General features: G+C 63.2%; 12 protein-coding genes, 1 tRNA gene and 2 pseudogenes. 9 read left to right on the top strand and 6 right to left on the bottom strand.

What is annotated here, in order from left to right; translation table 11 throughout:
- Positions 1 to 180: 180 nt before the first annotated feature.
- The 5 genes and pseudogenes from AC04SI_RS24500 to AC04SI_RS24480 form a co-directional block, all read left to right on the top strand.
- Complete coding sequence (locus tag AC04SI_RS24500; RefSeq protein ID WP_404285064.1) at positions 181 to 411, top strand: hypothetical protein; 231 nt, start codon at positions 181 to 183, stop codon at positions 409 to 411.
- A 79-nt stretch (positions 412 to 490) separates the two neighbouring features.
- Entirely contained in the window at positions 491 to 811 is a 321-nt protein-coding gene (locus AC04SI_RS24495; RefSeq protein WP_488475045.1) for a DUF982 domain-containing protein, read from the top strand.
- 25 nt (positions 812 to 836) lie between these two features.
- Positions 837 to 1082 carry a DUF982 domain-containing protein gene (locus tag AC04SI_RS24490; protein ID WP_404279698.1) on the top strand — a complete coding sequence of 82 codons (246 nt, stop codon included), beginning with the start codon at positions 837 to 839 and terminating at the stop codon, positions 1080 to 1082.
- 428 nt (positions 1083 to 1510) lie between these two features.
- Entirely contained in the window at positions 1511 to 1759 is a 249-nt protein-coding gene (locus tag AC04SI_RS24485; RefSeq protein WP_404279700.1) for a hypothetical protein, read from the top strand.
- Between the two features lie 12 nt (positions 1760 to 1771).
- A pseudogene (locus tag AC04SI_RS24480) lies at positions 1772 to 2812 on the top strand (tyrosine-type recombinase/integrase); the annotation flags it as partial.
- Positions 2813 to 2955: 143 nt separating this feature from the next.
- On the opposite strand, the gene AC04SI_RS24475 reads toward AC04SI_RS24480, so the two are convergent.
- Positions 2956 to 3031: transfer RNA gene (locus AC04SI_RS24475), tRNA-Ile, on the bottom strand.
- A gap of 133 nt (positions 3032 to 3164) precedes the next feature.
- Between AC04SI_RS24475 and AC04SI_RS24470 the strand changes: the two genes are divergently transcribed.
- Positions 3165 to 3890, top strand: coding sequence for an SIMPL domain-containing protein (locus tag AC04SI_RS24470; RefSeq protein ID WP_404279804.1), 726 nt, complete (start codon positions 3165 to 3167; stop codon positions 3888 to 3890).
- Positions 3891 to 4069: 179 nt separating this feature from the next.
- Here the strand turns inward: AC04SI_RS24470 and AC04SI_RS24465 are convergent, their stop codons facing one another.
- Positions 4070 to 4420, bottom strand: coding sequence for a hypothetical protein (locus AC04SI_RS24465; protein ID WP_404279806.1), 351 nt, complete (start codon positions 4418 to 4420; stop codon positions 4070 to 4072).
- Between the two features lie 239 nt (positions 4421 to 4659).
- Positions 4660 to 5106 (bottom strand): YcgN family cysteine cluster protein, encoded by a 447-nt coding sequence (locus AC04SI_RS24460; RefSeq protein ID WP_404279976.1) that lies wholly within the window; start codon positions 5104 to 5106, stop codon positions 4660 to 4662.
- Between the two features lie 229 nt (positions 5107 to 5335).
- On the opposite strand from AC04SI_RS24460, the gene AC04SI_RS24455 reads away from it, so the two are divergent.
- Positions 5336 to 7486, top strand: coding sequence for an OmpA family protein (locus AC04SI_RS24455; protein WP_404279809.1), 2151 nt, complete (start codon positions 5336 to 5338; stop codon positions 7484 to 7486).
- A 318-nt stretch (positions 7487 to 7804) separates the two neighbouring features.
- Positions 7805 to 8297, top strand: a pseudogene (locus AC04SI_RS24450) (TIGR00645 family protein).
- A 16-nt stretch (positions 8298 to 8313) separates the two neighbouring features.
- Here the strand turns inward: AC04SI_RS24450 and AC04SI_RS24445 are convergent.
- From AC04SI_RS24445 to AC04SI_RS24435, 3 genes are all read right to left on the bottom strand, one after another.
- Positions 8314 to 9180, bottom strand: a complete 867-nt coding sequence (locus AC04SI_RS24445) for an SDR family oxidoreductase (RefSeq protein WP_404279812.1) — start codon at positions 9178 to 9180, stop codon at positions 8314 to 8316.
- 268 nt (positions 9181 to 9448) lie between these two features.
- Positions 9449 to 10102 carry a helix-turn-helix transcriptional regulator gene (locus AC04SI_RS24440; RefSeq protein ID WP_404279814.1) on the bottom strand — a complete coding sequence of 218 codons (654 nt, stop codon included), beginning with the start codon at positions 10100 to 10102 and terminating at the stop codon, positions 9449 to 9451.
- Positions 10103 to 10110: 8 nt separating this feature from the next.
- Positions 10111 to 10983, bottom strand: a complete 873-nt coding sequence (locus tag AC04SI_RS24435; protein ID WP_404279815.1) for a S1C family serine protease — start codon at positions 10981 to 10983, stop codon at positions 10111 to 10113.
- A gap of 168 nt (positions 10984 to 11151) precedes the next feature.
- On the opposite strand from AC04SI_RS24435, the gene AC04SI_RS24430 reads away from it, so the two are divergent.
- On the top strand, positions 11152 to 12102 hold the full coding sequence (locus tag AC04SI_RS24430; RefSeq protein ID WP_404279818.1) for a S1C family serine protease: 951 nt from the start codon (positions 11152 to 11154) through the stop codon (positions 12100 to 12102).
- The last annotated feature ends 1 nt before the right edge of the window (position 12103 follow it).

Genomic DNA, 12103 nt, shown 5'->3' with positions numbered 1-12103 from the left:
GCGCTCCAGGATGCGGCATCGGTTGCCGGCCTGCTGGTAACGACGGAAGCGATGGTTGCCGAGAAGCCGAAGAAGGAACCCGCAGTTCCGGCAATGCCGGGTGGCGGCATGGACTTCTGAGGAAACGCAGCGGTGTCCGCGCTCCATGGAGCGCGGACTTTTCCGACATAGGGTGAGACCATGAACGTGATGAAACTAGACGTTATCCCGCCGCCCTCGCGCGCGGCCGCCGACCTGAACTACGAAGCGGATCTGAAAACCGCGCTCGACCCAATCCTATCCGAACTCCTTGACCGAGCGGAGCACGCCGGTTGGGATCGGCGCAAGGCAGCATACACGGTGATGTTTCTGGCTGCGCGGAATCTTACCGAAGGCAAAGGCGCCCCTGGAAACGGGAGTTCGACAGGCTAAGGCGCTACGCACGCAACCTTTTGCGGCGCCTGGCGAGGCTTCCGATCGATTGAGCTAACCACGTGAAACGGAGGAAAACATGGAACACAATCAATTTCAGCAGCCCGTGAGGGTGCTCGTGGGTCTTGGGTTTCCGACCGACATTCAAAGCGTAAAAGACGCCTTCGTCCTGCTCGAGGAATGGCCGCCATCGAAGCGGAACGCTGCTCATGGCATCGCGCTCAATGCCTGCAGGGCAGCCCTCGCCGGCAAGGTGGATGCCGAAACCGCTCGCAGCACTTTTGTTGCCTTCGCCCGTCGCATGGATTTGCTTGTACTGGCCGCAGGGGACATCGTCGCGGCTAACGCAGTCGGCGCCTTGGGCGTCGCTTCGGGAAGCCATTACAACAAGTCGATGTAATCGAACCGTGGGAGCGGAGGAAGCTATGAGGGATATTCGATTTCCTGAACCAGTGAGACTGCGCCTGAAACCCTCAAGGGAGCGCATGGTTGCCAGTTGCTCGGAAGCGCTCGAGTGCCTCCACGACCAATGGCCAGAATGGGCGAGAGGACCGAGCTATCGGGCAGCGTGCCGCACTTGCCGCGACTCCTTGGAGGGTTGGCGGGCTCCGCAACAAGCAAGAAGGGCATTCTTAAAAGCGGCCCGTCGTGCCGGTCTGGTCCAACCCTGATGGCTGGGTGCAACTAAGCAAAGGATGTCATCGCCGAGTCAGGTCTTGGTCCGCAAACGTCGCGATCTGTATGTTTCTAATGGCAACTGACTAAATGTCTGAAAAGCGCCGGGAACCGTGCAATCCGTCATTTGACAATCCTCTCAATCAAACCTGTGCATTTGAAGCAGGTTGTGGCAGCACCGAGATCGGTTCTATCATGCGCAGCATCGTAGAAAATATTGCAGGTTTTCCGAATGGGGGGAAAGGTGGTAGCGCTCTCCCGACTCGAACCCCTGAACTCACACAACCATCCTATTTGTACGCCCCGACCGCAATTTACCGCAGGGCTTGATCGGCGCCCTTCCGGCGGAGGTTGATACAATCTAGATCCTGATCTCTGAACGGAAGTCCGTGCACCAGGGCGGACACATGCCGGCGGCGAGATCATGAAAAGCGACACCCTCTCCTATCCTCCTCGCGGCCTCTCACGCGAAGAAGCCGCCCGATATGTTGGCGTGGGCATAACCAAATTCGACCAGATGGTTGCTGACCGCCGCATGCCGAAGCCGAAGAAAGTTGACGGCCGTGTGATTTGGGATCGCCTTAAACTCGAAGCGGCGTTTGCCGAACTACCTGGAGACGATGAAGAGAATATCGTCGACTTCCTGCTGCAAGGGAATCATCGCAGAGAATAGATTCATTCTACCATGACCGACAAATATCCCGGCCTCTCCTCCTACACCGATCGCCATGGAAAACTTCGCTGGCGCTATCGAACGAAAGAGCGTGTAGTGAGTCTACCCGCTCCCAATCAGCCAGGATTCAAGGACGCATACCAAGCAGCGGTCGAGGGCCGGAAAGTCCCCAAGGCTCCCGTCGTTCGTATGCCTGGAGCCTCCCTGCCCGGTACATTTGGAGCGGCCTTTCAACGGTTGAAGATCTCAGTCAAGTGGCTGGCGCTGGACGAAGCCAGCAAGCGCAAGAACACGAGGCTGATTGAAGAATTTCTAGAACTGCGAGTGGTCCCTGATCACCCACTCATCTGGCGGGAGGTAGCGGTTAAGAACCTTAGACGTATCCATATTGAAGAGCTTCTTGGCCGCTTCATCGCCACGCCCCATAAGGCCAAGCATCTGCTGGTGGGCATACGCAAGCTAGTTTATGTCGCGCTGCGGCAAGACTGGATCGAAATCGATCCCACAGCGGCGGTCGAGTGGCGGCCCGCCTATGCCGGTTGGAAAGCCTGGTCGCGCGAAGCGATGGCGCAATTCGAAAACCGTTGGCAGCTCGGCACCGCGGCACGCACTTGCTACGGTTTGGCGCTTTGGCTCGGCAACCGCCGCGGCGACGTCGCGGGCCTGCGCTGGGATCAGAGGGTCACCCGCCGTGTGTTCATCGATGGTGTCGAGCGTCACTTCGACGGGTTTGATATCGTTCAGGCCAAGAACAAGGGACGAACAGGTGGCAAACGGCTTTTCGTGCCGATCACACCGATGCTGTCTGAGATCCTTGATGCAGCCGACAGGCGCGGCGAGACCGTTCTGGTCAACGGCTATGGTGAGCCCTTCTCCGCCAAGTCACTGACTGGGATGATGGCGCATTGGTGCAAGCTTGCCGGTCTTCCGAAGGGTCTGACCCTACATGGTCTGAGGAAGTCGCTCGGTGTTTATCTGGCGGAGGCCGAGGCCTCAACCAGACAGCTCATGGACGTACTAGGGCACGACGATATCGATCATGCGGAGCTCTATTCGCGCGAGGCATCGCAGGTACGGCTGGCGGTCCAGGGGATGGATCGAGTCGTGCGTCTCGTGACGCGCAAGCCGATGCTTGGCGAACCTATTGGCGAACCTCGTGGCGAACCACCCTCTAACGCATTGATAAATAACGACAATGGTGGGCCCGGAGGGACTCGAACCCCCAACCAAGCGGTTATGAGCCGCCGGCTCTAACCATTGAGCTACAGGCCCCACGCGGCTGGATTAGTGTTTTTCCCCGGCCGGCACAAGGCTTTCCGGATGGGCTGGCGGCGATCGCCCAAATCAGCCCATATTCGCGCCCTAGTTGCCAGATGCGACTGGATCGCAGACCGAGGAGATTTTGATGACCAGACATCTTTTGCCGCTGACACTCATGCCCTTGGCGCTCGCCGCCGCGATTGCTTTTCCGGCGATGGCCGGCGCCGCCGATTCGCAGCCTGCGGCTCGCATCATCGTGTCGGGCGAAGGCCAGGCGACCGCAGCACCCGATCTGGCGCTGCTGACGCTCAGCGTCATGCGCGAGGCCAAGACGGCGCGCGCAGCGCTCGATGCCAACAACGACGCCATGGCCGCCGTGATCGCGGCGATGAAATCGGCCGGCATCAAGGACCGCGACCTGCAGACGGCAGGCATCCAGATCAACCCGCGCTACAACTACACCAACAAGCCGGACGGCAGCCAGGAGGCCGAGCTCGTCGCCTACCAGGTGACCAACACGCTTTCGGTGCGTATCCGCGACATCGACAAGACAGGCGATATCCTCGACAAGGCGGTGTCGCTCGGCGTCAACCAGGGCGGCGGAATCGCCTTCTCCAACGAGGATCCGTCCGCCGCCGTGACCGAGGCCCGCAAGAAGGCGGTCGCCAACGCCATGGCCAAGGCCAAGACCCTGGCCGAAGCCGCGGGCGTCGGCATCGGGCGGGTGCTGGAGATCACCGATCAGAACATCGCCCCGCCCCCAATGCCGATCAACGCCAAGGCCTTCGATGCCGCGGGCGCAGCGGTTCCGGTGCAGGCCGGCGAAAACTCCTACGCGGTGCAGGTCACCGTCATCTTCGAGCTGAAGTAAGCGCCGTCAGCCGCCATCGACGGGACGAAAGTCGGATCGGCACAAGACATGAAAAACCCCGGAGGACTGGTCCTCCGGGGTTTTTTGAGCCGCACCCTTCCGTCCTGGCGAAAAGGGACTCTGCTACTCAGGGCTGATCTTCGCAGAAGATCATGCCCAAGGCTGATCTTCAGCTGATCCTAGCGATAGATGACCGGGCAACCGCGCTCGTTGGCGAATACGACCACGACGCGATCGCCATACTGGCGGCCCGCGACCTTGACCGTGCGGCGGCTGACATCAACGATGCGGACACGGTGCAGGCCCATGCGCTCGGCCTTGTCGAGGGCGCGGTCCGGCGAACAGCCACGGCGGCGCCAGTCGCGCTCACGGCGGTAGCCATCATCATCCCCGCTATAGACACCGACGCGCGGTTCATTGTTGTTGCCGAAGCCGAGATAGATGCTATCGGCATGGGCGACCGGGATGGCGGCCAGCGTGCCGAGGCCGACCAGGGCCGAAAGGGTTGCCGTCTTGATGGTGTTGAACATCGTCTTCTCTCCTTGTTGAGGGCTCTCGCCCGTCCTCGTGAACCGATGCGGCAACAATGCACTTGCCAGTCTGAACTCTTTGCGAACCGCCCATTCATCTTCGGTTCATGTGGCAAATCATCGGTTGGCGATCGGAACTCAAACGCCCTATCGCCTCGCCGGTTCCGGGCAAAGCCGGGTCGGCGCGTGGTATTTGCTACCGCTTTGCGGCGAAAATCGAGCTTGCGGCGAAAATCGAGTCAGGGCTCGTCGTCGAGCATATAGTCGAAATAATCGTCTGGTTCGGCCAGGTCCGTCTCGTTGGCCTTGACCCGGCCGCGGATCGAGATGCCGGCTTCGTGCACGGTCTCGGCGCTTCCCGAAACCAGCCTGTGCCACCAGTAGAGATCATGCCCCTCCGCCACCAGCCGGTAGGCGCAGGTCCTGGGCAACCAGGTGATCGTGCGCACATTCTGCGGCGTCAGCCCGACACAATCGGGAACGCGCGCCAGCCGGTTGGCATAGTCGGCGCAGCGGCAGCTTTCGGCGTCGAACAGCCTGCAGCCGACGCTTGTCCAGTAGATTTCGCCGGTGTCCTCGTCCTCGAGCTTCGACAGGCAGCATTTGCCGCAGCCGTCGCAGAGCGATTCCCACTCGGCCGGCGTCATCGCCTCGAGCGTCTTGGTTTTCCAGAACGGCGCGTCCATTGTGCCGATGTGGCCCTCACCGACGCCAAGGTCAAGCGCCATCATCGCTGCAAAGGCGGCCTGTGCCACTCGATCGCCGCAAATGCGGCCGGCACCATACGAAAAACACGAAGTTGCCTTCAAAAGGCCGGTCAATCGTCCTTCGTTGCCAGTAATGCCCCGCAAGCCGGAACCAAATCCGGATGATGAAAGTTTGGGCAGGGATGGGACCCCATAAGGAGAATTTGAGATGAAACGCCAACCACGGATTCTGGCAGGCACAGCAATTGGCCTGCTGATGGCATCCGCGCCGTTGGGCGCGTATCCGCTGCAGGACAGTGCCGCTTTCGCCCCTCTGCAGCACACCGCCGCACCGCTGATCCTGGCGCAAGCAGCCTGTGCCGAAGGCGAATCGGCAGAGGCCTGTGCGCAGAAACAGCAGGGGGAGCCGGAGCAGAAGCCTAAACGCAAGAAGCAGGAACCGGAACAGCAGGCCGCGCCGGCGCAGGGCGAGCAGGAGCAGCAGCCGCGCAGGAAGAAGCGTGATCAACAGCAGCAAACCGAACAGGCTCCGGCCGAACAGGCCGCGCCTGCCGCTGAGGAGCAGTTGCCGCGCAGGAAGAAACGCGACCAGCAACAGCAGATCGAGGCCGCACCTGCCGAACAGCCCGCCGAACAGGCGGCCCCGGCAAACGAAGAGCAGCCGATCAAGCCGCGCAGGAAGAAGCGCGACCAGCAGCAGCAGATCGAGGCCGCGCCTGCCGAACAGCCCGCCGAACAGGCGGCTCCGGCAAACGAAGAGCAGCCGATCAAGCCGCGCAGGAAGAAGCGCGACCAGCAGCAGGAGGCCGCACCTACCGAACAGCCCGCCGAGCAGGCGGCCCCGGCAAATGACAACAACCAACAGCCCCTGCGCAAGAAGCGCAAGCAGGATCAGCAGATCGAAGCCGCGCCCGCCGAGCAGGCGCCGGCCAAGAAGGCAGCGCCGGCCGGCGAGCCGGTTCCGCAGGCCGAACCGCTTCAGCCCGAGCAGCAGGCAGCACCCGCCGAGGGCGAACAGCCTCAGGGCAAGAAGAAGCGCGGCAAGAAGCCTGTCGGCGAACAGCCGGTGACGGGAGAGCAGCCGGCCACCGGAGAACAGCCGTCGACGGCCGAACAACCCGCAACTGGCCAGCAGCCCGTGACCGGCGAACAGCCGGCCCAGGGTGAAAATGCGGCCCAGGGTGAAGCCCCGGCCGACAAGGACGCAGCCCCCATCCTCGACAGCCAGAAGGACGTCCTGCGCAGGCGCAAGGGCAAGAGCGGCCAGCAGGGAGGCGAGAATGCGAGTGGCGAGCAGGCCAACCAGCCCGCCCAGCAGAATGGCGAGCAGGCGCAAGTTCCAGAGCCTGCCCCGGTCGACCAGGGACCGCCGCCCACCGACGACAAGTCCGCCCAGCAGGCAATCCAGCCTGAAAAGATCGCCCCGGTTACGGAGGAAAAGGGCAAGCGCGTCGAGCGCGCGCCCGATGAGAACGTCCGCGACCGCCGGCGTCCGAAAGGCGTCGACGTCGTCAGGGAACTCGGCGACCGCGTCATCCTGCAGTTCAACAACCAGACGATCGTGGAAAGCAATGACGCTCCGCGCATGCACCGCGGCGCCAGGAACGTGTACTATGAGGATCTGTCGGGCGATCGCACCCGGGAAATTGTCGAGCGTGACAACGGCGTCCGGATCGTCACCATCCGCAACCGCTACGGCGACGTCATCCAGCGTTCGCGCATTGCGCCGGATGGACGCGAATATGTGCTGAGCTATGTCGATGAGCGGCACTATGAGGATGACGGCGACTGGCGCGATCCGGGCGACGACCTGCCGCCGATGCGGCTCACCATTCCGCGCGAGGAGTACATCCTGGACTCCGAGGAGGTCGAGGATCCGGACGACTACTACACCTTCCTCGAACAGCCGCCGGTGGAGCGGGTCCAGCGCCTCTACTCGATCGACGAGGTCAAGCGTTCGGCCCGCGTGCGCGACATTGCCCGCCGCGTCGATCTCGACACGTTGAACTTCGAATTCGGTTCGGCCTCCATCTCCGATACCGAAGTGCAGAAGCTCGACGGCGTCGCCGGCGCCATGGAGAAGCTGTTGAAGAAGAACCCGGCGGAGACCTTCCTGATCGAAGGCCATACCGACGCCGTCGGCACGCCGGAGGCGAACCTCGCTCTGTCCGACCGGCGCGCCGAAGCGGTCGCCGAGGCGCTCACCAATGCCTTCGGCATCCCGCCGGAGAACCTGACGACGCAGGGCTATGGCGAGGAGTACCTCAAGGTCGACACGTCGGGTCCCAACCGTGAGAACCGCCGCGTCGCCATCCGCCGCATCACCTCGCTGGTGGCGCCGGTAGCCAGCGCGAATTAGTGCATGATTCCAGAAGCCTGAGCCGGCTTCCGGAATCACGATTACAAGAGCAGGCGCATCCCGTTTTGCTGGGATGGCCTGCTCGCGAGGGAGCACACTCAAGAAGAATTGTAGCCGGCGATTCGGTGGAGATCATTGAATAGCCGCATTGACAACCCCAGATTTCGGAAGGGCGTTCCCTGCCCTGTCCCGACTCCAGCGGGACACATGAGCCCCGCCGGTCCCCTCCGGCGGGGTTTTTGTTTCCCTCGACGACCGCCCTTGCAAACCGTGGCGGCCTGCCCGAATACCACAGTGCCAAAAAGACCGGAACCAAATATGAAACGTCTCGAACTCGCCGCCACGCGCCGGCTGCTGGTCGTGTTCTATATCGGGCCTGGCACTTGCCATCTATGCCCTGTCCTTCGGCAAGAAACTCTACGAGTTCGTCACCGTGGCGTTCACGCTTGGCGATACCGACACCATCCTCAAGATGCTCGGCCTGATCGATGCCGCACTTGTCGCCTCGCTGGTGGTGATGGTGATCATCTCGGGCTACGAGAACTTCGTCAGCCGTTTCGATGAAAATGACGGCGAGGTGCACTGGCTGGGCACGATCGATGTCGGCTCGCTGAAGGTCAAGGTCGCCTCGACCATCGTCGCCATCTCGTCCATCCACCTGCTGCAGGTCTTCCTGAACTCGGTTTCCTATACGACCGATCAGTTGATGTGGCTGACCATCATCAACCTCGCCTTCGTGCTGTCGGCCTTCATGCTGGCTTACATCGACCGGCTGATGGGCTTGGGCAAAGGCAAGAAGGCCGAGGAATAAGGGCGCGCAGCGCCCGTCAGTAGATGCTTTTGATGTTGGTATCGGTCCGGGCGAACACCTCGTCCGGCACAAAAAAGTCGCCGGCGAGCGGTCCCGTCGCCCCAGGCGAATAGACGGAAAAATCGCTGACGCCCTCGGCGCGCAGCACTTCCTCGTCGATGTAGAAATTGCCGGTCGCCTCGCGCGACGGCCGCATGAATATCGCATGCGCGGCATCTGCCATGATGTCGGGCGAACGGCTCATCGCCACCACCGTCGCCCCACCCAGCAGGTTGCGCACCGCCGCCGTGTCGATGGTCGAGATCGGCCACAGCGAGTTGACGGCGATGCCGTCCCTGGCGAACTCGGCACTCATGCCCAGCGTGCACATCGACATGCCGAACTTGGCCATCGTGTAGGCGACGTGGTTCTTGAACCATTTGGCCTTCATGTCGAGCGGCGGCGCCAGATTCAGGATGTGAGGATTGTTGGCCAACTTCAGGTGCGGAATGCACATTTTGGACACCAGGAACGTGCCGCGCGTGTTGATCTGGTGCATCAGGTCGTAACGCTTCATGTCGGTCTCCAGCGTGCCGGTGAGCTGGATGGCGCTGGCGTTGTTGACGCAGATGTCGATGCCGCCGAACTTTTCGACGGTCTTGGCGACAGCTTCGGCGACTTGCGCCTCCTCCCGAATGTCGCACAAGACGGGCAGCGCGTGGCCGCCAGCCTGCTCGATCTCTTCGGCAGCCGTATAGATCGTACCCGGCAGCTTCGGATGCGGCTCGGCGGTCTTGGCGGCGATCGTCACATTGGCGCCGTCGCGCGCTGCGCGCAGCGCAATCGCAAGGCCAATGCCGCGCGATCCGCCGGAGATGAACAGCGTCTTTCCCTTGAGCGACATTTTTTCCGCCTCCCTTGCAGCACGACAGGTGCGAACCTTTGCGCGGCGGGCAACCGCAGCGCAAGGGCCGAAAGCATGCAAAGCTGGTTACGCTGCGTAGGGTCGAGAAACTGGTGAAGCCGGACCAGGGTCTGTTGAGATTCAGGTCAGGCCGAGCCGAGAATGGTGAGTTCCGAGAACCGGAGCGGAGCGTACTTGAAGTACGTGAGCACCGGAAGCGCAGAAACTCGCCGTTCGCAGGCCGGCATCACCTGAATATCAGCAGACCCTAAACCAGCACCAGGCCCTGCCGCATGGCGATGGCGATGGCATCGGTGCGGTTGGCGGCGCCTAGCTTGATCAGGATTGCGGCGACGTGGAACTTCGCCGTGTGCACGGAAATGTTCAGCCGCCTGGCGATCACCTTGTTGGGCGCGCCTTCGGCCAGCAGCGCCAGCACTTCGCTCTCGCGCGGCGACAGCGCCGGCCGGCCGACTTTGTCATCCGCCGGTTCCTCGTCGAACAGATCGCCGTCATGGAAAGCGAAATCGTCATGCCGGTCGGGCAAGGCACGGCCTCCACCCGAAATCCGGTAGCCCGCCGCCGCCAGCCGCACGGCAGCGGCAATCAGCAGGTCGTCGGCCGTCGCCGGCAGCACGGCAAGCAAATTGTCGGCCTCCCGCTCCTGGGTGGCTCGACGGGACAGCAGCACCCGAGGTGTCGCGAGGTCGATGCCGCCCTCCAGACCGCTCTCGTCGACGATAGCCATATCCGCCGTCAGACTGGAGTTGCTCGCGTACATGACCGGCAGCAGATCATCGGTCGCGGCAAGAGCAGTCGACAGCCGTTCGGCGCGCGCGGCATCGCCGAGCGCGATCAGCACCGTCAACCGGTGGCCCGCTAGGTCGCGTCTCGCGATGCTGTGGCTTGCGCTGTCCGCCATCGATCCTCTCAGCTCAGCGGCTTCTCGCCGATGGTCACCGCGACATCGCGCTGTTCACCGCCACGCACCACGCCGAGCGTCACCGAGGCACCGGCGCTGTCCGGCCCGAGCTTGCGGATCAGGTCACGCGGCCCATGCACGGCCTCTCCATTCCAGGAGACGACGATGTCGCCGACATAGAGGCCGGCGGCCTTGGCCGGACCGCTGTCGTCGAGGCTCATCACCATCGCGCCATGCGCGTCGCCATTGCGGATCGGATGCAGGCCGGCGCCGAGATAGCCACGCGCGACATGGCCCTTTTCGCGCAACGTCGACACCGCCCGCTCGATCGTCTCGTAGGGCATGACCAATGCCCGCCGCCGCGGCCCGAACAGAAGCATGCCGATCAGCCCGCCTTTGGCGTCGAGCACCGGGCCACCCTCGAAGCGGCCGCCGGCATTGACGGCGAGGTTGATGCGCCGGTCGATCGTGCCGCCGCGCATCGAGCGCCAGGCCGGGCCGACCTCGCCGACCGTCCCGAACACAGCAAGTGCGGCACCTTCGCTGTTGCCGACGGTGATGGCCAGATTGCCCGGCCGCACGGCATCCGCCTTGGCCAGCGGCGCGGCATTGACCGCTTCGGCAGGTTTCAGCAGCGCGACGCCGGTCGAAGGATCGCGCCCGACCAGTTCGGCCTTCACCTTCCCGCCGGAAGCCAGCTTCAGCTCGATCTCCTCACCTGCCTCCACGACCTCCTCGGCGGTGACGAAATAGCCGTCGCGCCAGTGGAAGGCACTGGCCGTGCGACCGTGATGCGTGGCGAGGCTCGCCGTCGCCGGCGCTGCGGTTGCCGCGACATCGGCGATGGCATCGGAAAACGCGCTCAGATTGAAGTCGCTCATGATTGGTCTCCTGGGTTTCTCATGTCCCAGATATCGCTGCCTTGCGCGAGGGTTGGTACTCGCCTGACGGCTAGTTGCCGGTGTGACTGGCCATCTGGTCAGGTCGCGGCCGAACAGGCCGCTCCGCACATATAGTCATCCTGATGCCTGATGACACGGAGCCTCGAAATGGCCCTGCCCGCCCAGAAACTGCAATCCGACGACACGCTTCTCGATGCCTATTCGACGACCGTCGCCGACGCGGTCGACCGCATCGGTCCGGCCGTCTGCCGTATCGAGCGTATCGGCGGTCAGGGCGGCCATGGCTCCGGCTTCGTCATCGCGCCGGACGGGCTGGTCGTCACCAATTTCCATGTCGTCGGCGATGCGAAAACAGTGCGCGTGTCGATGCCTGACGGCGCCTCGCGCGAAGGCCGCGTGCTCGGCCGCGACCCCGACACTGACATCGCGCTGGTGCGCGCCGACGGAAGCTTTGCCGATGTCGCGCCACTGGGCGATTCCAAGCGTCTGCGCCGCGGCCAGATTGCGATCGCCATCGGCAATCCGCTCGGCTTCGAATGGACCGTCACCTCCGGTGTCGTCTCGGCGCTTGGCCGTTCGATGCGCGCCTCCACCGGCCGGCTGATCGACGACGTCATCCAGACCGACGCAGCACTCAACCCCGGCAATTCCGGCGGGCCGCTGGTGTCCTCGGCCGGCGAGGTGATCGGCGTCAACACCGCCATGATCCACGGCGCACAGGGCATCGCCTTTGCGGTTGCCTCCAACACCGCCAATTTCGTCATCTCGGAAATCATCCGCTTCGGCCGCGTGCGCCGCGCCTTCATCGGCGTCTCGGCCGACACGACAAACCTGCCGCGCCGCGCCGCTCTTTTGTCGCAGGTGTCAAGCAATACGGCCGTGCGCCTGCGCAGCGTCGAGAAGAACGGCCCGGCTGCGAAGGCCGGCCTGAAGGAGGGCGACATCATAGCCGCCATCGACGGCCGTCCGGTCACCGGCGTCGACGATCTCGTGCGCATGCTCGACGCCGAACGCATCGGCCGCGAAACGCTGTGCACGGTGGTGCGGCGGACCGGCATCAGCCAGGCGACGGTGACACCGGTGGCGAGGGCAAGTTGAG

Source organism: Mesorhizobium sp. CNPSo 4689, assembly GCF_057784325.1.
The sequence above is the reverse complement of the archived record's forward strand: the minus strand, read 5'-3'. Positions and strand labels throughout refer to the sequence as shown.

Excerpts from the sequence above, each read along its gene's own strand:
- AC04SI_RS24500 (WP_404285064.1), top strand. The coding sequence starts at position 181 with ATGAACGTGATGAAACTAGACGTTATCCCGCCGCCCTCGCGCGCGGCC.
- AC04SI_RS24495 (WP_488475045.1), top strand. The coding sequence starts at position 491 with ATGGAACACAATCAATTTCAGCAGCCCGTGAGGGTGCTCGTGGGTCTT.
- AC04SI_RS24490 (WP_404279698.1), top strand. The coding sequence starts at position 837 with ATGAGGGATATTCGATTTCCTGAACCAGTGAGACTGCGCCTGAAACCC.
- AC04SI_RS24485 (WP_404279700.1), top strand. The coding sequence starts at position 1,511 with ATGAAAAGCGACACCCTCTCCTATCCTCCTCGCGGCCTCTCACGCGAA.
- AC04SI_RS24470 (WP_404279804.1), top strand. The coding sequence starts at position 3,165 with ATGACCAGACATCTTTTGCCGCTGACACTCATGCCCTTGGCGCTCGCC.
- AC04SI_RS24465 (WP_404279806.1), bottom strand. The coding sequence starts at position 4,420 with ATGTTCAACACCATCAAGACGGCAACCCTTTCGGCCCTGGTCGGCCTC.
- AC04SI_RS24460 (WP_404279976.1), bottom strand. The coding sequence starts at position 5,106 with ATGGACGCGCCGTTCTGGAAAACCAAGACGCTCGAGGCGATGACGCCG.
- AC04SI_RS24455 (WP_404279809.1), top strand. The coding sequence starts at position 5,336 with ATGAAACGCCAACCACGGATTCTGGCAGGCACAGCAATTGGCCTGCTG.
- AC04SI_RS24445 (WP_404279812.1), bottom strand. The coding sequence starts at position 9,180 with ATGTCGCTCAAGGGAAAGACGCTGTTCATCTCCGGCGGATCGCGCGGC.
- AC04SI_RS24440 (WP_404279814.1), bottom strand. The coding sequence starts at position 10,102 with ATGGCGGACAGCGCAAGCCACAGCATCGCGAGACGCGACCTAGCGGGC.
- AC04SI_RS24435 (WP_404279815.1), bottom strand. The coding sequence starts at position 10,983 with ATGAGCGACTTCAATCTGAGCGCGTTTTCCGATGCCATCGCCGATGTC.
- AC04SI_RS24430 (WP_404279818.1), top strand. The coding sequence starts at position 11,152 with ATGGCCCTGCCCGCCCAGAAACTGCAATCCGACGACACGCTTCTCGAT.